Consider the following 19,649-nt stretch of genomic DNA (forward strand, 5'->3'; position numbering starts at 1 on the left):
GGGCAACTGCGGCAATCCGCATCGGTTCCACTCCTTCCATAAAAATTTGGGTTTTGAGCTTTGAAGTTTTTCGCTGGCTTTGACCGGCGGCGGGGGCTTCAGGGATGAGCGGTCAACGCCGAAGTATGCGTTTTTTCGGTACTGGGGGGCTGGCTGCATGGATGTGAACTGCAGGGAACGCATGGTGGTTTCGATTTTAGGGTGCGGTCTTTGCCAGGGCCTTTGGATGTTTGATTTGAGGAGAATGCGCGTGAAGCGAAGTTTGAAGACGGTGGGGAAGAGCAAGAAGAAGGCCGGCTGGAAGGTGGGGAGTCGGCGTGGGTGGTTGGCGATGGGGACGCTGGCGGCGTATGCGATGGTGGGTTCGAGCGGACGCTCAGCAGCCGCTATGGCGGCGGTGACCAACGATGCCGGAGCGGGCGCGGCGGGTGCGGGTGCACCGGCGGCGAACCTTCCGGTGAAGCGCTTTCATATCGGCGCGGGGCCTTTGGATGAGGCCATCAAAGATTATGAGCAGGTAACCGGGCTGAAGGTGAATGTGACGCTGCCTTCGGGCACGCTGTCGGGATTTCAGACGCATGGCGTGAACGGGCTGCACACCGAGGAAGAAGGGCTGCGGCTGCTGCTGGAAGGCACGGGGCTGAGCTATGCGGCGCAGGATGCATCGACGATGGTGGTGGGGCTGCGCTACTCGGACTCGGTGAATGTGACGTCTTCGGGGCTGGCAGATGCGGTGTCGATGACGAAGTTTTCGCAGCCGCTGATTGATACTCCACAAACGGTAGAGGTGGTGCCGCAGTTTGTGCTGCACGATGAGGGCAACTCGACGCTGCGCGATGCGCTGCGGAATGTTCCGGGCATCAGCATGGCAGCGGGTGAGAGCGGAGCGCAGGGCGACAACCTGACGATTCGCGGCTTTACGGCGCGCAACGATATCTTTCTCGATGGCATTCGCGACTTTGGCAGCTACTACCGCGACAGCTTCAACTTCGACCAGGTTGAGGTGCTGGAAGGACCTGCGGGCGTGCAGTTTGGGCGCGGAGCGACGGGCGGCGTCATCAACCAGGAGAGCAAGGTTCCTGAGCTGCAGAAGTTTGTGAATGTGCAGACGCAGTTTGGCACGGACGCGACGCGCAGAATTACGGCCGACATCAACGAGCCGCTGACGGATGTGGGGCATGGTGGATCGGCGTTTCGGTTGAATGCGGTAGGGCAGGAGGGCGGCGTGGCTGGCCGTCCGCATGCCGAGATTCGCCGGTTTGGAATCGCGCCTTCGGTCTCGTTCGGGTTGAACTCGACGACGCCGTTTACGATCAGCTACTTCCACTACACCGAGAGCGACACGCCCGACTACGGTCTACCTTGGCTGCTGAATGGCGTGGCTCCGGGGCCGATTCGGCATAACTACTATGGCTTCCCTGACCAGAACTATCTGAGGACGAACGACGATATTCTGACTGCGAAGGTGAGCCATGCCTTTGGCGAGAATGTGAGCCTGCACAGCATTGCGCGGTGGGCGAACTATCCGCGACAGGCACAGATTACGGAGCCGCAGATCTGTTCGAACGCTGCGTTGAGCGTGCCTGTGGGCGGTGTGGTTGCTTCCCTGCCGACGAATGCGGCCAATCCGTCACTGCCTTGTACCTATACACCGGCAACTGATCCGGCGACGATTGCGGTGAACCGGAATCAGCTGCAGATCAAGAGCGTTGAAGGAGATCTTTGGGACCAGACGGAGTTGACGGCACGCTTTAAGGTTCTGGGGATGCGGAACGATTTTGATGGCGGCGTGGAAGGCGGGCAGGAGGTATCGAACCCGATTCGCACCAGCTACACGATCAAGGGAGTCAACACTGTTCCTTCGACGAACCTGCTGCATCCGAATGCTGCCGACTCTTTTGGCGGGACTGGATACATCACAACGGTGGTGCATACGAAGTCGCAGACTGCGGGAATCTACTTCGTCGATACGGTTCATCTTGGAAATCTGTTTGAGCTGAGCGGCGGCGTTCGTTGGGACTACTTCGATACGGTCTTTAATTCTTATCAGCCGGTTGCTCCACCGGCAGGCGGCACGGTGAGCGCGCCGATTGGGCCGATCAGCAGGCTGGACAAGCAGCCGAGCTATCGTGCGGCGTTTGTGTACAAGCCGACGAAGCATGGCAGCGTGTACTTCGACTATGGAACGAGCTTCGATCCGGCGGCTGAGTCGCTGAGTTTGAGCGTGCCTACGGCGGCCAGCTCGCTGGCTCCGGAAAAGAATGAGACGTATGAGGCGGGCGCGAAGTACAGCTTGTTGCATGAGCGGCTGCTGCTGGATGGCGCGTGGTTCCGCACGGAGAAGGACAATGCCAAGGAGACCGATCCGACGAACTCGAACAACATCGTGAACTCGGGCAACCAGTTGGTGAAGGGCGTGCAGTTCAGCATGGTGGGCAGGCTGCCGCAGGGTACCGACGTTGTGCTGGGCTATGCGTATCTCGATAGCGCGGTGATCTCGTCGAAGTACTATCCGACTTCGGTTGGGTATCAACTGGCGAACGTGCCGAAGCAGACGTTCAATGCGTTCATCACGCAGCGGCTTCCGCTGCGGTTGAGCGCGGGGCTGGGCGGCAACTATGTTGCCAGCCGCACGGCGAGCTCCACGGTGCCGTTTGTGCCGACTGGCTATGCGCCGAATCCGAATGGACCGGGATATGTCGTGACCAGCGTGGCGATGAAGCAGGTGCCGGGCTACTGGGTCTTCAACGCAATGATGCGGCGGCCAGTGACGGACAGGCTGGAGTTGCAGGCCAACGTCTACAACCTGCTGAACCGGTTCTATATCGATCAACCGCATCCGAGCCACCTGATTCCGGGAGCTGGTCTGAGTGCGCTGATCGGAGTGAACTTCAAGTTCTGATTTGCGTGGTGGGGCTGTAAAGTGCGGCGAGGTCTTTCGGACTTCGCCGCACTTTGTTTGGGAGTGATAAGGTTTTTGCGATAGGGAGAGACGACGATGCTGATTACGATTCCTGATGTGTTGACCGCCGCGCAGGTGCAGCAGGCGCGGGCAAAGCTCGATGCCGCCGATTGGGTGGACGGCAAGGTGACGGCGGGATATCAGGCGCAGAAGGTAAAGGAGAACCATCAGTTGCCGGAGGGGCATCCGGTAGCGGTGGAGTTGGGCGAGATGGTGTTGGGTGGACTGGCACGTTCTCCGCTGTTTATGTCGGCAGCGCTGCCGCTTCGCGTGTTTCCACCGATGTTCAACCGCTACACCGGCGGCGGACGGTTTGGCACGCATGTCGATACCGCGATTCGGCAACTGGTGACGACCGGGCAGAGGATTCGCACGGATATTTCAGCGACGCTTTTTTTGACGAAGCCCGAGGACTATGACGGCGGTGAGCTGATCGTCGAGGACACGTATGGATCGCACTCGGTGAAGCTGCCTGCGGGGCATATGGTGCTGTATCCCGCGACGAGTCTGCATCGTGTGGAGCCGGTGACGCGGGGCGCGCGGGTGTCGAGCTTCTTCTGGATTCAGAGCATGATTCGCAGCGATGCGGATCGGTCGATGCTGTATGACCTCGATACAGCGATTCAAACGCTGGCGAAGGATGTTCCGGGAAGTCCGGTAGGCGTGCAATTGACCGGGGTTTATCACAATCTGCTGCGGCGATGGGCTGAGATGTAGCGGACTACGGGAGCTGGAAAGTTGTAGACACCGGTGAGATTTACGCTCACAATGGCGCCACTCGATTTCTGGAGGGTTTCTATGAACCGGAGATTTGGGCCCTCTCTTTTATTTGTAAACATTCTGGCGCTGCTTCTGATGCCTGCTGCGTGTTGGAGCGCGCCGCAGGCGGCTGCCGATGCAACCTATGCGAAAAAAATTGAAGCCATGCTGCCGCCAAAGGTGGAGTGCGTCGCTTCTTCGACGACCGTAACCGCCGGGCAGATCGTGACCCTAACCGCCCGGGTGCAGGGCGTCTCGGCAGGGCTGCAATATAGCTTTTCGAGCAGCGGCGGAAGGCTTTATCCCGATGGCCCTGTGGCGCGGCTGGACACAAAGGGCGTGGCTGTCGGAAGCACGATCTCGGCCACCTGTCAGGTGACGAATGGAGCCGGGCGACGGGGGGCGGGCAACGTTGTTGTGCATGTTGTGGCGATGCAGACTGTCACCGCAGAAGAGCATGCGTCTGTGCCCGAATCTGCAGAAGTTGCGGCTAAGAACGGTCTGGGGGGAAGCGGCGGTTCGCCTCAGGGCGGAGCGGCAATTCATGCTTCGCATAAGCACGTTGTTCAGACCTCACCGGCTACAGCGGAGCAAGCTCAATCTGAGGCCATTGAGGGCTCTGTATCGGTGGGGGGATTGGCAGGGGGAGTGACGGCGCCTTCAGCGGCCTCTACAGCGGCTGCGCCGCCGCCGTCGTCAGCAAGCGGCGGCGATCCATATCAAGCGGCTGAAGCGCGAGCGCAGTGGGTGAAGGCGCTTAAGAATGGAAAGATCGAATACAACATTCCTGGCCAGATGGAGCTGCATGAGACGTCTGTCGTCACGGTCGTGATCCATGGCTTTGCGGATACGAGCCAAAACATCCTGCCCGGAGCTACCACAGGAACCCTTAAGGTCTCCCCTTATATGCGGATGCAACTCACGGCTGATAATCCAGATGAGTTTGAGATTGATCCGAAGGTCGGGGCCGTCTTGCCTGTGCCGATTGACAGTTCGGCGAAATGGACGTGGAACGTCGTACCGAAACAGCCTGCTAAAAGTCAGACACTGACGATTGAAGCTTTCCTTGTCTACTCCGAGAATGGGGATAATCCTCAAGAGTTGCTCCCAAGTTATGTCGCAACCGTCAATGTAAGCGTGCCGGGATTTTGGGAGTCGGCGCGGGAAGAGTTCTGGAACAATCCGTCTGCGGCGATCAAGTATGTGTTGCCGGGAGGGGCAGGGTTTACGGTTGCGGCGGGGCTGATCGTATGGTGGTGGAAGCGACGGCATCCGGAGGAGAGCAAGCAGAAGAAAGAGGAATAGAGCGAAGTCATCGTGGGGACGCCCCGAGGCACTTCCAAAGACGTACCTCGGGGGCTAAAGCCCCTTTCATTTTTATTAAACTTGCGGCACGGCTGAAGCCGTGCCCTTAAGCAAAACGACGGGTCATTCGGCTTTGCCTAGAGTCTTGTCTTTGTAGGCTTTTTGCAGGACGAAGAAGGCTTGCTTCTTTTCGCCCTGGTCGGAGATGAGGCCCTTGCGGTTGAAGTTGTCCTGCAGGCCGGGCAGCGTGCGCATGGGAGAGCGGAAGTCCATGAGCACCCACGCGCTGGTACCGCGAAGCTGCGGGATGCGGTTGAGCATGGGGATCTGGTGCTTGTAGACGTCGGCCTGATACTCCTCGGTCCAGCGCTCGGTGGCGGGGCCGTGGTGACCGGCGCGAGCAGCGGCTCCGAACTCGGACATAATGACGGGCTTCTGGTAGTGGATGTCCCATGTCGTCGTATCGGCACCGGCGGGCTTCTGCTCGTACCAGCCGATGTACTCGTTGGTGCCGATGACGTCGAGCGCCTGACCGAGCGGGTCATCGACGATTTTGTTGGAGCCGGTCGCGGTCTTCTGCGTTTTGACGAGCAGAGCGGCGGTGACGAGGCGGGTGGGGTCGAGCTGGCGGGTAAGGTTCGCCATAGTGGTGAGGTACTTGGTGCGCGCCTCGGTGTCAGGGGTTTCGTTGGCGACGGACCAGAGGATGATGGAGGCCTTGTCGCGGTCGCGGCGGATCATCTCGCCGAGCTGTTGCTTAGACTTGGCGAGGACGGCGGGGTTGTCGAACTGGAGCGCCCAGTAGTCGGGAATCTCCGACCAGACGAGGATGCCAAGGCGGTCGCTGGCGCGGGTCATGCGCTGGTCGTGTGGATAGTGGGCGAGGCGGACGTAGTTGCAACCCATCTCTTTGGCCCATCCGAGGAGTGTATCGACGTCCTTTTCGCTGTAGGCGCGGCCGGTGCGGTAGGGAGCTTCGGCGTGGACGGAGACTCCGCGAAGAAAGATGGGTTTGCCATTGAGCAGAATCTCTGTGCCGCGAGTTTCGATGGTGCGGAAGCCCATCTCGTCTTCGAGGTGGTCGGAGCCGGAGGCGAGGTTGACCTTGTAGAGTTTGGGATTGTCGGGCGACCAGAGGCTGAGGGATTTGACTGGAAGCTTAATGTCGGCGCGGTCGTCGGTGCCGACGGTGGCGTGCGTGGTGGCGTGCAGCTCGGGGATGGAGACAGTGACGTCTGTGCCGGGGTTCGCACCTTCTACGTGGACGTAGCCTTCGATGAGGTCGTGGTTGGCGCGGCTGAGATGGAGGTCGTAGTCATCGATGAACTGCTGAGGCACGTCGACGAGTGAGACGTCGCGGGTGAGGCCGCCGTAGTTCCACCAGTCGGTCTGGAGAGTGGGAACGCCGTCGGCGGAGCGGGTGTTGTCGACGGCGACGACGACGAAGTTATCGCCATCTTTGACGACGCCGGTGACGTCGCAGTCGAAGGGAGTGAAGCCGCCCTCGTGCTCGCAGACGGCTTTGGTGTTGACCCAGACGTGGCTGCGATAGTTGGCTGCGCCGAAGTGGATGAAGGTGTGGGTGTTGGGTTTGGGGCTGTACTTGAAGTCCTTCTCGTACCACATCACGCCTTCGTAGTAGAAGAGGTCGCGGCGCTGGGTGTTCCAATCGCCGGGGACCTTGAGCGTGGGGGAGAGGGCGAAGTTGTACTCGAGCGGCTCGCCGTTGTAGGCCTTGGTGCCGTTCATGAAGTAGCCGTCGGCCTTGATCTCGTGGTGAAAGTTGTAGAGGCCGGTGGAGTAGGGATCGACGATGGTGTGCCAGTCGCCGTCGAGCGAGGTGGCGGCACGATGGTCGATGTCGACGAGTAGCGTGGTGTCGGAAGTTTGTGCATGGGCGACGACGGCGAAGGAGGAGAACAGGAGGGCGATGCTTAAAGTGGGGAGGAGGATTTTGCGGAGGCGGCAGCAGGCTTCAGTGAACATGACGATCATCATACGAGGTCGTACCAATGAGTGGCTATTGCTACGAAACAAAGCAAAATACAGGGGTCTCTCCACTACGCTGCGCTTCGGTCGAGATGACGTGCATTCGGGGTTAGCTAAAGCAAATTCTTACTGAGAGACTGGCGGGGATGGTTCTTCTGCCCAGGGCAGGAAGAGCGAGAAGATGGTGCCGTGATGGATCGGATGCTGCGTGCTGCGAAAGCTGAGACGGCCCTGGTGGCGACGCACGATTCCGGCGGAGATCCAGAGGCCGAGGCCGGTGCCGTTGAGGTCTTTGGTGGTGTAGAAGGGTTCGAAGAGGCGCGCACGCACCTCGGGCGACATGCCGTGACCGGTGTCGGCGATGGTGATGCGGATGCCATGACGGCTCTTGCCGCGTGACTCGTCGGTGGCATCGTGGGCGCGAACGATGAGACGGCCGCCCTGACGCATGGCGTCGATGGCGTTAGCGATCAGGTTGTTGAGCACCTGGCGGATGTCGTTTTCGAAGCAGAGGATGCGCGTCGTGGTGGCGTAGCAGGCTTCGACCTTGATGCTCGAGTTGGCGAGACGGCCCTGATAGAGATTGAGCACGGCGTTGACAAGCTCGGCTGCCGTAACATTGGTGGCGCGGACAGCCTGACGATGGAAGCGGAGTGTCTGCGTGGCGATCTGGCAGACGCGGGAGAGCTCGCTCTGCGCCGTCTGCACGTAGGCCCGCGCGGATGGCGATAGATCGTCGGTGAGTGCGATCAGGTAGAGCAGATTGGTGATGGCTTCGAGCGGGTTATTGATCTCGTGCGAGATGGAGCTGGCGAGGCGACCGACAGCGGCGAGCTTCTCGCTTTGAATGAGGGCGTTCTCCGCCTTCTTTTGATGAGTGATCTCGACGACGACGGCGGCGATGGCCTCGATCTTTCCATCGGCACTGTAAATGGGAGAGTAGTTAACGCTCCAGAAGCGATGCTGGCCGGGACGGGTGGGCAGTTCGCCTTCGAGGATGTTATTTCTGACGGTATTGCCTGCGGCGACCTGTTGAAACAGCTCCTTCAGCCCTTCCAGCGGCGCGATCTCGAGGATGGAGCGACCGAGAATCTTATCTTTGGGCAGGCCAATGACCGCGGCCTGATGGTCGTTGACGCGCAGGTAGCGGAACTCGACCGGATCGAAGAGCGCAAGGCCGACGGGAGCGGTGTCGTAGATGGTCTCAAGCTCGGCGCGCTGGCGCTCGGTCTCGGCCTGCTTTTGCAGCAGCATCTCGGCGAAGGTCTTGCGGTCGTCGATGTCGATGGCGACGCCGAGCCAGTGGAGGACGGCGCCGGATGCATCGCGGATGGGCCGTGCGCGGATCCACCACCAACGCGACTGGCCATCGCGGGCGCGGATGAGGCGGGCTTCGTTGTCGTACTCGGAGCCGGCAGCGACACATTGGCTCCATGTTTCGAGGATGCGGGCGCGGTCGTCGCGATGGAAGGCGGTGATCCAGTGATCGAGGTCTGCGGTGGTAAAGCCGAGATAGTCGCTGAACCCACGGTTGGCGTAAGTGATCTTGCCATGGGCGTCGCTCATCCAAAGGGCCTGCGGGTTGAGCTCGATCAATGCGCGGTAGCGGGCCTCGCTGGTGCCCAACGCTTCGACGGTGAGCCGGTAGTCGTGGATGTCGATGCAGACGCCCAGCCAGCGGCGGCCAGTGGTGAAGTCGTCGGGAACGGGAAGCGCACGGCAGAGAAACCAGCGGTACTCTCCCGTAGACTTCTGCCGGAGGCGAAGCTGAACGTCCAGCATCTCGCCGCTGGCATGAACGCGCTGCCAGGCGGCGAGCAGCAGCGGCTGGTCCTCCGGATGAATGATGGCGAGCCAGTCCCGGTTGGAGTTGTCGTTGGGAGAGAGGCCGGCGTAGTCGAGCAGACGCTGGTTGGTGTAGCTGACGCCGGTGCCGTCCGAAGCCATCCAGATCATCTGGGGGTTGAGCTCGGTGAGCAGGCGATAGCGGGCCTCGCTTTCGCGAAGGGCTTCTTCTCCGCGGCGGCGCTCGGTGATATTGCGGAAGAAGACGATGATGCCGTCGTCGGTGGGGACCGACTGGATGTTGAGCCAGAGGTTGACCGGCTCGGGATAGTAGGCCTCGAACTCGGTTGGGACGCGCTGCTCCATGGCTTTGCGATAGTTGGAGCGGAAGGGCTCCAATACGCCGCGATGCAGGGAGTACCAAAAATTTTCACCAGTTAATGGGCCCGAGGCAAACATATCGACCGCGCGCCAGTTGGCGAAGGTGAAGTTCCAGGCGCGATCGAGGCAGACGATCGAATCCGGCATCGCATCGAACATCTGCTGGAGACGCTTGGTTGCGATGTCGCGAGTGTCTCTGGCCAGTTTCGCGACAGAGATGTCCTTATAGAAGACGGCGACGCCGTCCGCAAAGGGCATTACAAGAACATCCATCCAGACGCCGATGGGAGCACAATAAAACTCGAACTGGCGCGAGACGCGATGGCGCATGGCAGCCAGAAAGTTTTCTTCGAGGATGGTGCCGCGCGATTCCGGACGTATGTCCCAGTAGGTTTTTCCGATGGAACCGTCCGCGTCCAACTGGCTGATACGAATGGCCTGAGGGTTCGCGTAGAGGATACGGAAGTCGCGGTCGTAGGTGATGATGGCGTCGGGCGCGGCGTCGAGAAGCGCGGCGAAGTCCAGACCCGATGCCGCAGAAGAGCCCGCTTGCGGAGAAGATGCAGGTGACGCCGTATTCACGAAAGGCGTTTGTGGCATAGCGGATGTCTCAGTGTACTGAGACTATTCTATGGCCTCGGTACTGGGAAGAGGCTGCGAGAGATGGCGGGACTCGAGCTGCTCGATACGCGACTCGAGCGCGGCGACCGTGGCGCGCAGGGCCACGACCTCTTGTTCGAGGGCGGCGAGCAGCTCCCGCGAAGAGCTTGCGCCGTGGCTGGTATCGGGAAGAGGCTGCGACCACGAGGCCCGGGGTGCAGTTACTGCGATGGGTCCGCCGAGCAGATGCATGTAACGGGACTCGCGTGCACCGGGTTGACGCGACAGCATGACGACGAGCGGGCCGGTGGCGTCGGGAGTCTGCGTGGCGTCGGATGGTTCGGGACGGGAGGCGAGGCGCTCGAGCGTGCTGGTGACGGCTCCGATGTCGTCGAAGGTGTAGAGGCGGTCGGCGCGGCTGCGCAGCTCGCCGGGAGTCTGCGGGCCGCGCAGCATCAGCAGGCAGAGAACGGCGGTCTCGTCGCGGCGAAGGTTCAGCACGGTGCGGATGCGGTGCTCGTACTTGGGCACCCGGCTATCGTGGACGGACGAGGTAAGCTTGAGGTCTTCGAGCGAGTGGATCGCCTGACGCACCTCATCCTCGGTCAGATTGAGCACGGGATCGCGGCTCGATCGCTGATTGCAGGCGTTGACCAGAGCGTTGAGCGAGAGCGGATAATTTTCCGGCGTGGCAATCTCTTTTTCGATCAATGAACCGAGCACGCGAAGCTGGATGGGGTCGAGCGTCATAACTTAATGATTACACAATGGATCGTAGGCAGACTGATGACTCTTGTCAGAGCGCCGAAGTAACTGAGATGGAACTGTGACCGAAAAGTTACATTTGGCGGGGGCATTTTGGAGCCTAAGCTGTGTTTGCGGAAGATAAAATCGGATTAGCGAATGGCATTTGGCGAAAGCCATTTAAGTGTGACCATTTGATGAAATCAGACCCTGGGGTAGTGTGGATGAAGCTTCGTTTTAACAGGTGGGCGGCGATGGTTGCCGTTGCGGCGATGGTATTGGCGCTGAGTGGATCGGCGAACGCGGAGGAGCCGACAGAGACATTGCAAGTCCCGCAGGGCAAACAGTATTCGCTGCACCTCTACCAATTGCATACGCGCGAGAGCATTGACGTGGTGTACCGGGTGGGTGACACGTATATTCCGGAGGCACTCGATAAGCTGAACCACTTTTTGCGCGACTACCGTACCGACACGGTCAAGACATACGATCCGAAAGAGTTCGATGTGCTGCACGCGCTGATGACAAAGCTGCGACGGCCCAATGGGGTGATCGATATCGTCTGCGGCTACAGAACTCCGGAGACCAATAACTTTTTGCGAACGCGCTCGGCCAACACCGGCGTCGCCGAACATAGCCAGCATATGCAGGCGAAGGCGATTGATATTCGCGTGCCGGGCGTCTCGACGGCCAGGCTGCGGAATGCGGCGCTGAGCCTGCATGAAGGCGGCGTGGGGTATTATCCGGTATCGAAGTTCGTGCACGTGGATGTGGGGCCGGTGCGGGAGTGGTCGTATGGGGTGCGGACGCGGCATCGTCGCTCGCGGGCTCGGGTAAGGGCGATTGGGGAGTAAGGCTAGCTTTTACTAACTGCCGCTGCGGTGGTGGAGTTGGCAGGAAGAACAGGCAAAGGCAGAGGCAAAATACAGGGATCTCTCCACTGCGCTGCGCTTCGGTCGAGATGACGTTTAGAGTGAGGAGCTTCGGGTAAATAAAAGGCCGCCATTGCTGGCGGCCTTCTTTGTTGTTGGTTTTGCGCGAAGCGCGGCTGCTGCATGCAATGCTAGTCGCCGGCTACGGTCTCTTCGGTTTCGACCTTGGGAGCGGCGGGCTTGATTTCGCCCAGGGAGATGAAGCCCGGAACTTCCTTCTCGCCCAGCACTTCCTTGCGGTAGAGCTTGGCCATCTTGGCGTTCTCGGCGTCCTGCTTGATCTTCGCGTCGCGGGCCCGGATCTTCTCTTCGCGGGCGTTCTTGGCGATACCGGACTTGTCGAAGGTATCGTTGGCCGCTGAGTTGACGTGGGCTTCGTTGAGCACGAGGTCGTACTTGGACTCCTTCTCCAGACCGACCTTCTTACCACCGGCGAAGATCTCGTGACGGCCATGCTCCTCGTACCACTTGGTGAGGGTGGAGGTCATGTGCATCTTCTCGATGATATTGCGCCAGCCTACGCCGGTGTTGTACGCGCAGAAGCTGATCTCACCCTCTTGTGTGGCATAGGGGATGATGCACTGCTCGGTGCGGCGGAAGTCGTAGTTGAAGAGGTCCTGGAACCACATGCCGGCGATGAAGAGGAAGTTCCAGCGGTCAGCGCGGCGCTTCTCGATGTCGGCCATGGTGCGGTCGCCGGTCACTTTGCCGTAGTCGCGGCCAGTGGCGCCGAAGCACTTGTCGAACTTCTGCAGCAGGTCCACGATCTTGAAGTGCGTCGGAGCCTTGGTGGGATCGTAGTTGCGCAGCAGCGCCAGCGAGACGCCGACGATGGAGAGGAACTTGCCGCGAGCAGCATCGTTGACGCGAGCGACGTCGCGGGCGAGCTGGGTGGCGTTGAGGAATGCTGTGACCGGAACAGCTTCCTTGGTCTCCTTGTCGATCATCAGCGCCATGCCGATACCGCAGTTCGGGTGGCAACCGCAGGAGAGCTGGCCCCAGTCGTGGTTCGGCCCGTGAACGAGGTCGGCCCAGTCGCTGAAGGTGCTCATAAAGGAGATGGGGAACCAGTCGCGGGTGCTCTCGCCGAGGCCGGTCTGGTTGCGGATGTCGTGCGCCAGGTGCGACAGCGTGTAGCGCTGAGCGGCGCGGCGCTCATCGGAGATATCCTCGTCGCGGCCAGTGAAGCTGACCGGCTGGAAGCTGAGGAAGTTGATCTTCTTCGGGTTGTCGAGCGCGAACTCGATGATGCGGCCAACCTGCTCGTTGTTGATGCCGTTGACGATGGTGGTGACGGGAACGATGTCCACGCCGGCCTCGTGCAGGTTATGGATGGCCTGGAGCTTGACGTCGAATGCGTTACCGACCTTGCGGTGCGAGTTGGCCGCGTTGCCGATACCGTCGAACTGGAGGTAGGCGTAGCGGAGACCGGCATCGGCGGCAGCCTTGGCGAACTCCTTGGACTTGGCGAACTCGATGCCGTTGGTTGCGGCCTGCACCGAGTTGTAGCCAACCTTGCGGGCGTAGGCGACAGCGTCGAGGAAGTACGGCGACAGCGTGGGCTCGCCACCCGAGAACTGCACGCTCATCTGACGACGCGGCTTGATGGTGATGGCGTTGTCGAGCATGGTCTTGATCTCGTCCCACGTAAGCTCGTGGACGAAGCCGACCTGGTTGGCGTCCATGAAGCAGGGGTCGCACATCATGTTGCAACGGTTGGTCAGGTCGATGGTCAGGACCGATCCGCGGCCGTGGGTCACGGTCGAGGTGCCGTGGTTGTGCAGCTTCTCGTCGTTGTGGGCACGGATGTCGCGGCCGGGGAAGACGTCTTCGAGGTGCTTCATCATCGGCGGGTCGATGGACATGACGTCCTCGAAGTGGCCGTGGATGGGGCAGTCCTTCACCATCAGGATCTGGTTATCGCGCTCGATGATCTGCGCCTTGATCTCACCGACCTTCTCGTTGAGAAGGATCTCGTGGGGCAGCTTGCCGTCGACGATCTGCTGGCGGATCTCAGGGATGCACTTGGGGCAGAGGGAGTCGGTGGTACGCGGCCAGCCGAGGGGCGGCTTCTCCTTCTGGTAGCTCTTGAGCAGAGGTTTGTCGCTCCACTTGGGGGTAAAGCTCTCGTTGGGGCTGATCGAGTTCAGCTTATTGAAGACAACCCAACCGGCCTTGGCTACCTGCGTGAGAGATTTCTCGAAGAACTTCGATGGCTTTGCTTGTGACATTGATTTCTGTCTCCTGACAGTGGCCTGAAGCGGAAGATATACACGTCGCTTCTTCCAGCCAATCTAACTATTTATCTTCCAGCCTACCTAGCTATTGCTTGGATGCGGAAGTGCACATCCAGGTGCCCATTTTGTGTCCCTTTTCCTAGCAGGCACAACAGCTTACGACGCTTTCAAGAGTACGATTTTGTCGCCAGACTTTGAACAACTGAACGCCGATTGGCGAGAATTTACATTGAATGGCGAATTCCGGCAGCGAAAGTGACTGCCCGGCAAAGCCGTTGGGTTTCACTTTCGTCTAAAAATGTGATCGGATGGGTGCCGGTTATCGCACCAGGAGAGTCTGATTCGGGATCGGGGTTGAATCTGCCAAATCTTGTCGAGCCTCAGGAATTGCTGCCGCGGGTTCCACCCGCATGGGTGACGGGGCTGGCGTGGCTTCCCTTTGGCATTGTGGTGGGGTTCACCATTACGGCGCTGCCGTTTCTGGTGACGAGGATGGGCGTCAGCCTGGACCGCGCCGCTGCCATGAGCGCGACGGTGATGACACCGACGTTCTGGGCGTTTCTGCTGAACCCGATCCTCGATGTTGGGCTGACGCGCAGAGCGTACTGCTGGCTGACGGCGCTGGTGGCGGCTGCCTGCATGGCTTCGGGGCTGTGGGTGCTCTCACCTGCGCGGCTGGGGGCGGCGACGATCCTGTTGCTGCTGGGAGAGCTGTCCATCGTGCTGTTCAGCTCGGCGCTCTTTGGATGGCAGACGGAGTTTGTGCCAGAACGGATGCGCGGCATGGTGGGCGGATGGACGAACGTCGCTAACCTTGGCGGAGGCGCGCTGGGGTCGCTGGCCATCATGTCGTTGGCCTCGCGGGTGGATGCTCGCTGGATTGGCCTTGGACTGATGGGTGCAATCCTTGTGGGGCTGGTGCCTGCGCTGTGGTTTCCGTCGCCGCATCAGTCGAAGTTTGGTCTGAAGCAGATCTTTGTGGACGCGATGAAGGCTACGTGGCAGGCCACCAAACAAAAGCAGTGCCTGGTGGGGTTTGCCCTGTTTCTTGCTCCGGCCAGTTCGCTTGCCGCCATCAATCTGTTCTCAGGCATTGGAAAAGACTTCCATGCCAGCGATCATGTAGTGATTCTGGTGACGGGTGCGGGATGCGCCATCACCGCTTCGATAGGGTCGCTGTTGGGAGGATGGGCGTCACACCGGTTCAACCGCGGCTATGTCTATCTCTTGTCGGGGATTCTTGGAGCGAGTTTTGGATTGATCGTCGCGTTTTTGCCTCATGTGCCGGCTAACTTTGTATGGCTGGCGCTGGCTTATAACGGCGTGGCGGGATGCAGCTATGCGGCGTTTACCTCGCTTTGCCTGCAACTGGTGGGGCACAGCAGTCCGGTGGCGAGCACGCAGCTTGGCCTGTTCTCGGCCTCGACCAACGGAGCGATTGTGTTTATGACGGCGATGGATGGGCTTGGGTATCGGCACTTTGGCGTGCGTGGGCTGCTGCTGACCGATGGGCTGATGAGCCTTGCGGCGGCGATACCGTTGCTGTTCCTGGTGCGACGTTATCTGCGTAGACCGTCTATTGACGATGTAACAGATGCTGTGGCACCTGATGCGGCAGCCGATGCGGCAATCAGCTAGCGACACTAGAACGTTGGGTTAACCCCTGCCTGCTGTTGGCTGGCGACCTGGTTGAGGATGCGCTGCACGAAGATGATGCGGATGCTGATGTGCTTGGCCACGTCGGGCAGAAATTCGGTGACGAGGTTGTTGGCAGGATCGGTTGCAAGCCCGGTGGCGATGCGCTGAATAGTGGATGCTGGATCGGCATGGATGCCGGGGACATACAGGTTGCTCAGCTCCGCGTTGATGGGATAACCGAGAAGGTTGGCGTAGTTGGGCATCAGGCTGCCGTCGTCGTGGTTGGCAACGAAGGTATGAGAGACGGCGTGCCCGAGCCGCCGTGGGATGCTTGCTTTGGGCATGCGGAAGTAGCGCGGGTCCTGATGCGCGATCGAAGGGATGAGAAAGGCGCCGAAGAACTCACCTGTCGCATCCTGCAGAAGGCTGACACCGGTATTTTTGCCGAAGCCTTTGAGGCCTGGGCCGTAGGGGCTATCGGGGTCGACGGCGATGGTAAAGCCGGAGAGGGCGACGATGGTGAGCAGATTGGCCGGGTCGGTAAGGTTATGGATCGCGAGGTAGCCCTTCTGTTTCGCCGTCAGCGGAATGATGAGGTTGGTATCGAGAAAGCGCTGGGAGGGATTGATGAGCTCGTTGCAAGGAACGTGAACCGGCACGATGGTTCGCGAGTGCGAAGGGATGGGGAGCATGGCGTGGCGCAGAGTGCAGGGTGCGACACCGCTGCCGTCGGTCCTGAGCGAGTTCTCGGCAACGGTGACAACGTCCTGCTGCTGCGAGAGAAGAGCGCTGGGAGCATCGGGCAAGGAGGCTTGCAGAGTACTGGTTTGGGCGCAGGTCGCTGCAGCAGTCCAAGCAACCGTCAAAACCAGGAGAGATCGAATCACCGTATAGCCCATCCGCTATGTTCTATAACCCCGGCGAGGTATGAGTCACTCGCTCTTTTTAATATGTGCAAGCTCGAGCGCGTCACCGAGAAATTCGCTGACGCCGAAGCCGATCATAGAGCCTCCAAGGGAAGCGCCGAATGTCAGCATGGTCTGGCTGGCACCGCGATTTCGTGCAGGATAATAGGCATTGGTCAGCGCCGCGGCTTCCAGATTTCCTGTGAACAGAGCCAGATTGGGTGTCGCACGACCGCTATCTGTCCTTGTGATGAAGAGGCGAGTCGCTGCGTACACGGCCCTCCGAGTAACGCTGTGGCCCCGGCCCATCCTGTAGTAGCGAGGATCTTCTCGCAAGATAGGAGCCATGACCGAGGTGCCGAAGATATCTTCACTGATATTGCGGATGGATGCTGCTCCCAGCCGCTGCCCGTAGGCTCCTTTGTCGGTACCATAGTTCGGAGTTTTATTTAAAAGCTGGGAAAATCCCGCAGAAAAAACCCAGCCCGTCATCGAGTACAAGGAGACCGAATCTTTTGCACCCAGCAAAAATTTGTCTTTATCGGTAAGAACAGGGGCCTGCTGGCCGGGAAGAACTAATTTGGACCAGCGCGAAGCTGTCGCCCTTTGCGGCGCACGTTGCGCTGTCGGCATGGCATCGGAGGAAGCCTCGGCTGAGGTGGAAGAGCTGTCGACTACTTCAACGCTGTTGTTGCCGATTGACCTGAATGCTTCCCCGGGCGCGTCGGGGAGCGCAGCCACTTCGGCATGCGGCGTAGCCTCCGGCTGCAATGCGGATTGCGCGAGTGCAACAGGCATTACCGCCACACTGAGCGCGAGAAGCAGTATGGATTGTCGTGCCGTGAAAGACTTTGAAATACGCTTTCCATTCAAAAGAAATAACCTCGAAGTCTTTCGGGAAAAAAGAGAACAAGCAGACTATATACGCGCAGATTCAGCGTATCTATACCTTTAAAAAGACGCGATTTTGAGGCCTCAGGTTGTACCCGCAAAGCCGGCATGGGCCTGCGATATGGCACCGTTACCACGTCGGCACTGCACGGCGAATATGCGGCAATCGCGGTTGACCGTGCATTTTATCCATCTTCATAATTAAAGAGTAGCGAGGCACGCATGATTCAAGGCTAGGGAGGTAGCGCATGGCTTTTGAAGATTCCACAGCCCCAAAGCGCCCCTGGGAACAGCGTCTGCACGAGGCCGGAACCCGTGTCGAGGAAGACCTTCGCCGCTTTGTGACCTACTTCAACGAAGAGATTGTGCCTGATGTGCGCCGCAACGGTTCCGCAGCGCTTCGTTCAGCGGCGGCAGAGTTGAACCGGCTGGCCCAGCGGATGGATGACACAGCGCGCAAGACTCCGCCGCAGGATGAGCCAAAATTTTGAGCCGCTCGCGCCTCGCTTACGCGGTTACCCTGTCAGCGCTGATGCTGCTGGCGAGCGGGTGTCACCGAGAGACGCCTCGCGCCTATCGCCAGCCTCCGCCGCCGGCGCTGCCGAGTGCGGACACCTCTAACCGCGCGAGCAATGCCCCAAGCCGCAATCGTGATCGTGACATGGAAGAGACTCCGCCGCAGCCTTATACGGAAGGCAGGCCGGTTTCGAGCGAGGTTGGACTGGCGAGCTGGTATGGGCCGCCCTACGCCGGACGCAAGGGTGCAGACGGTACTGTCTACGACCAGAATGCGATGACAGCGGCCCACCTGACGCTGCCGCTGGGAACGCTGGTGCGCGTGACGAACCTGACCACCAACCAATCTGCCGTCGTGCGCATTACCGACCGCGGGCCCTTTGTTCGCGGCCGCATCATCGACCTCTCGCTTGCGGCTGCCAAGGCGATCGGCGTCTATCGCGTCGGCGTCGCCAGGGTACGGGTCGAGGCGTTTGCCTCTGCTACGCCGCAGGTCGCCGGACGATGGTGCGTCCAGGTCGGTGCCTTCTCGCGCGAGAAGGATGCTGTGAAGCTGAAGGACCAACTGAGCCGCCGCTACACCACCGCCAAGGTGATTGAGTTTGCCGGGCCTACTGGCCATTGGGTTCGCATCAATCCATTGCAGCCCGACCGTACTCACGCCAACGAGGTCGCCGAGAGCATTCACTCCGCTGACCCCGATGCGCTGCCTTACATCGTCCGAACCAACTAATGTCTTCTATAGTTGTTGCGGACCATTTCTACATGAGAACTATGTAGAGAATTCTTTAACCAAGGGCCTGTTTATTTTCGATGACACTCTTCAGAACAAACTCTATCGCCCGTATCCTTCCCGCCTTCCTCTCAGCCTGCATGGCAGCGCAAGCATTTGCTGCACCATCAGCAGACAATGCCGCGCGGAAGCACGCACATGAGGCGGTGAACGTATTGCAGCAGTGGTACACGCCGCAGAGCGGGCTGTATCGCACAACAGGATGGTGGAATTCCGCCAACGCGATCACCGCGCTTGCGAACTACAGCCGCATGAGCCACACGAAAAAATATCTGCCCATCTTTGCGAACACGCTGCACGCCGCGCAGACTGGACATGATGGATTCCCGGGATTCATCAACGACTACTATGACGACGAAGGCTGGTGGGCGCTGGCCTGGATCGATGTCTATGATCTGACCGGAAAGACTGAGTATCTTCAGGCTGCAGGCTCCATCTTCGACAACATGCAAAAGGGATGGGAGACCGAGACCTGCGGCGGAGGCGTGTGGTGGAGCAAAAAGAGCAAGGATAAAAATGCGATTGAGAATGAGCTGTTTCTCGCAGTTGCTGCTTCGCTGGCAAACCGCGCAAAGATGCCTGAAGATCGCCAGAGATATCTAAGCTGGGCGCAGAAGGAGTGGGTCTGGTTTCGTGACTCGGGCATGATCAACGGGGAGCACCTGGTCAACGATGGGCTCAACATCTCGAACCCGGCGCACTGTACGAACAATGGCAAGGCGACCTGGAGCTATAACCAGGGCGTGATTCTTGGTGCGCTGGTAGAACTGAATAAAGCCGCGCCAGACCCGGCGCTGACAGAGACGGCCTCGGCCATCGCACATGCGGCGATCGAGCATCTTGTCGACGGCCAGGGCGTGTTGCATGAGCCTAACGGCGCGCATACTGGCGGAGACGTGCCGCAGTTCAAAGGTATCTTCAGCCGCAATCTGATGCTGCTCAATAATGCGTTTCCCGATGATCGTTACCAGGCATTTGCCCGAGCCAACGCGGAGAGCATCTGGGCCAAAGATCGGGATGCGGCCAATCATCTGGGCTTCTGGTGGGCAGGGCCGTTCGACCTGGCCGATGCGGCACGTCAGAGCTCTGCGCTCGATGCTCTGACGGCTGCGGCTGTTGTGGGCCGTGCGAAGCATCGTTGATGCAACAAAAGCAAGAACAAATACAGGGGTCTCTCCACTGCGCTTCGCTTCGGTCGAGATGACGTGTGGT

The 19,649-nt window shown here is 59.7% G+C and carries 14 protein-coding genes; 8 read left to right on the forward strand and 6 right to left on the reverse strand.

Annotated elements, in window-relative coordinates:
- The first annotated feature begins 244 nt into the window (after positions 1-244).
- From IEW09_RS01005 to IEW09_RS01015, 3 genes are all read left to right on the forward strand, one after another.
- Positions 245-2,902, forward strand: coding sequence for a TonB-dependent receptor (locus tag IEW09_RS01005; RefSeq protein ID WP_188552307.1), 2,658 nt, complete (start codon positions 245-247; stop codon positions 2,900-2,902).
- Between the two features lie 96 nt (positions 2,903-2,998).
- Positions 2,999-3,679 carry a Fe2+-dependent dioxygenase gene (locus IEW09_RS01010; protein WP_188552308.1) on the forward strand — a complete coding sequence of 227 codons (681 nt, stop codon included), beginning with the start codon at positions 2,999-3,001 and terminating at the stop codon, positions 3,677-3,679.
- An 81-nt stretch (positions 3,680-3,760) separates the two neighbouring features.
- Entirely contained in the window at positions 3,761-5,026 is a 1,266-nt protein-coding gene (locus tag IEW09_RS01015) for a hypothetical protein (protein ID WP_188552309.1), read from the forward strand.
- Positions 5,027-5,149: 123 nt separating this feature from the next.
- Here the strand turns inward: IEW09_RS01015 and IEW09_RS01020 are convergent, their stop codons facing one another.
- The 3 genes from IEW09_RS01020 to IEW09_RS01030 form a co-directional block, all read right to left on the reverse strand.
- Positions 5,150-7,012 (reverse strand): glycoside hydrolase family 2 protein, encoded by a 1,863-nt coding sequence (locus IEW09_RS01020; protein WP_188552310.1) that lies wholly within the window; start codon positions 7,010-7,012, stop codon positions 5,150-5,152.
- Positions 7,013-7,141: 129 nt separating this feature from the next.
- Positions 7,142-9,781, reverse strand: a complete 2,640-nt coding sequence (locus tag IEW09_RS01025; RefSeq protein ID WP_188552311.1) for a PAS domain S-box protein — start codon at positions 9,779-9,781, stop codon at positions 7,142-7,144.
- Positions 9,782-9,805: 24 nt separating this feature from the next.
- The gene (locus IEW09_RS01030) at positions 9,806-10,531 is read right to left on the reverse strand and encodes a YceH family protein (protein WP_188552312.1); all 726 of its coding nucleotides are present in this window, start codon (positions 10,529-10,531) and stop codon (positions 9,806-9,808) included.
- Positions 10,532-10,749: 218 nt separating this feature from the next.
- Between IEW09_RS01030 and IEW09_RS01035 the strand changes: the two genes are divergently transcribed.
- Positions 10,750-11,379, forward strand: coding sequence for a YcbK family protein (locus tag IEW09_RS01035; protein ID WP_188552313.1), 630 nt, complete (start codon positions 10,750-10,752; stop codon positions 11,377-11,379).
- A 209-nt stretch (positions 11,380-11,588) separates the two neighbouring features.
- Here IEW09_RS01035 and IEW09_RS01040 read toward each other — a convergent pair whose 3' ends face one another.
- Complete coding sequence (locus tag IEW09_RS01040; protein WP_188552314.1) at positions 11,589-13,688, reverse strand: radical SAM protein; 2,100 nt, start codon at positions 13,686-13,688, stop codon at positions 11,589-11,591.
- Positions 13,689-14,006: 318 nt separating this feature from the next.
- Here IEW09_RS01040 and IEW09_RS01045 point away from each other — a divergent pair, with 318 nt between their 5' ends.
- Positions 14,007-15,332 (forward strand): MFS transporter, encoded by a 1,326-nt coding sequence (locus IEW09_RS01045; RefSeq protein WP_188552315.1) that lies wholly within the window; start codon positions 14,007-14,009, stop codon positions 15,330-15,332.
- A gap of 5 nt (positions 15,333-15,337) precedes the next feature.
- Here IEW09_RS01045 and IEW09_RS01050 read toward each other — a convergent pair whose 3' ends face one another.
- Both IEW09_RS01050 and IEW09_RS01055 read right to left on the reverse strand, forming a co-directional pair.
- Positions 15,338-16,219 (reverse strand): hypothetical protein, encoded by an 882-nt coding sequence (locus IEW09_RS01050; RefSeq protein WP_188552316.1) that lies wholly within the window; start codon positions 16,217-16,219, stop codon positions 15,338-15,340.
- Between the two features lie 45 nt (positions 16,220-16,264).
- Positions 16,265-17,035 carry a hypothetical protein gene (locus IEW09_RS01055; RefSeq protein ID WP_188552317.1) on the reverse strand — a complete coding sequence of 257 codons (771 nt, stop codon included), beginning with the start codon at positions 17,033-17,035 and terminating at the stop codon, positions 16,265-16,267.
- Between the two features lie 341 nt (positions 17,036-17,376).
- On the opposite strand from IEW09_RS01055, the gene IEW09_RS01060 reads away from it, so the two are divergent.
- The 3 genes from IEW09_RS01060 to IEW09_RS01070 all read left to right on the forward strand — a co-directional run bounded on the left by IEW09_RS01060 (position 17,377) and on the right by IEW09_RS01070 (position 19,579).
- Positions 17,377-17,619, forward strand: coding sequence for a hypothetical protein (locus IEW09_RS01060; RefSeq protein ID WP_188552318.1), 243 nt, complete (start codon positions 17,377-17,379; stop codon positions 17,617-17,619).
- Entirely contained in the window at positions 17,616-18,377 is a 762-nt protein-coding gene (locus tag IEW09_RS01065; protein WP_229738993.1) for a septal ring lytic transglycosylase RlpA family protein, read from the forward strand. The genes IEW09_RS01060 and IEW09_RS01065 overlap by 4 nt, the downstream gene beginning before the upstream one ends.
- Positions 18,378-18,457: 80 nt before the next feature.
- Positions 18,458-19,579: a glycoside hydrolase family 76 protein gene (locus tag IEW09_RS01070; protein WP_229738994.1), complete on the forward strand. Its 1,122-nt coding sequence runs from the start codon at positions 18,458-18,460 to the stop codon at positions 19,577-19,579.
- The last annotated feature ends 70 nt before the right edge of the window (positions 19,580-19,649 follow it).

The organism is Edaphobacter dinghuensis, assembly GCF_014640335.1.
Lineage (GTDB): Bacteria > Acidobacteriota > Terriglobia > Terriglobales > Acidobacteriaceae > Edaphobacter > Edaphobacter dinghuensis.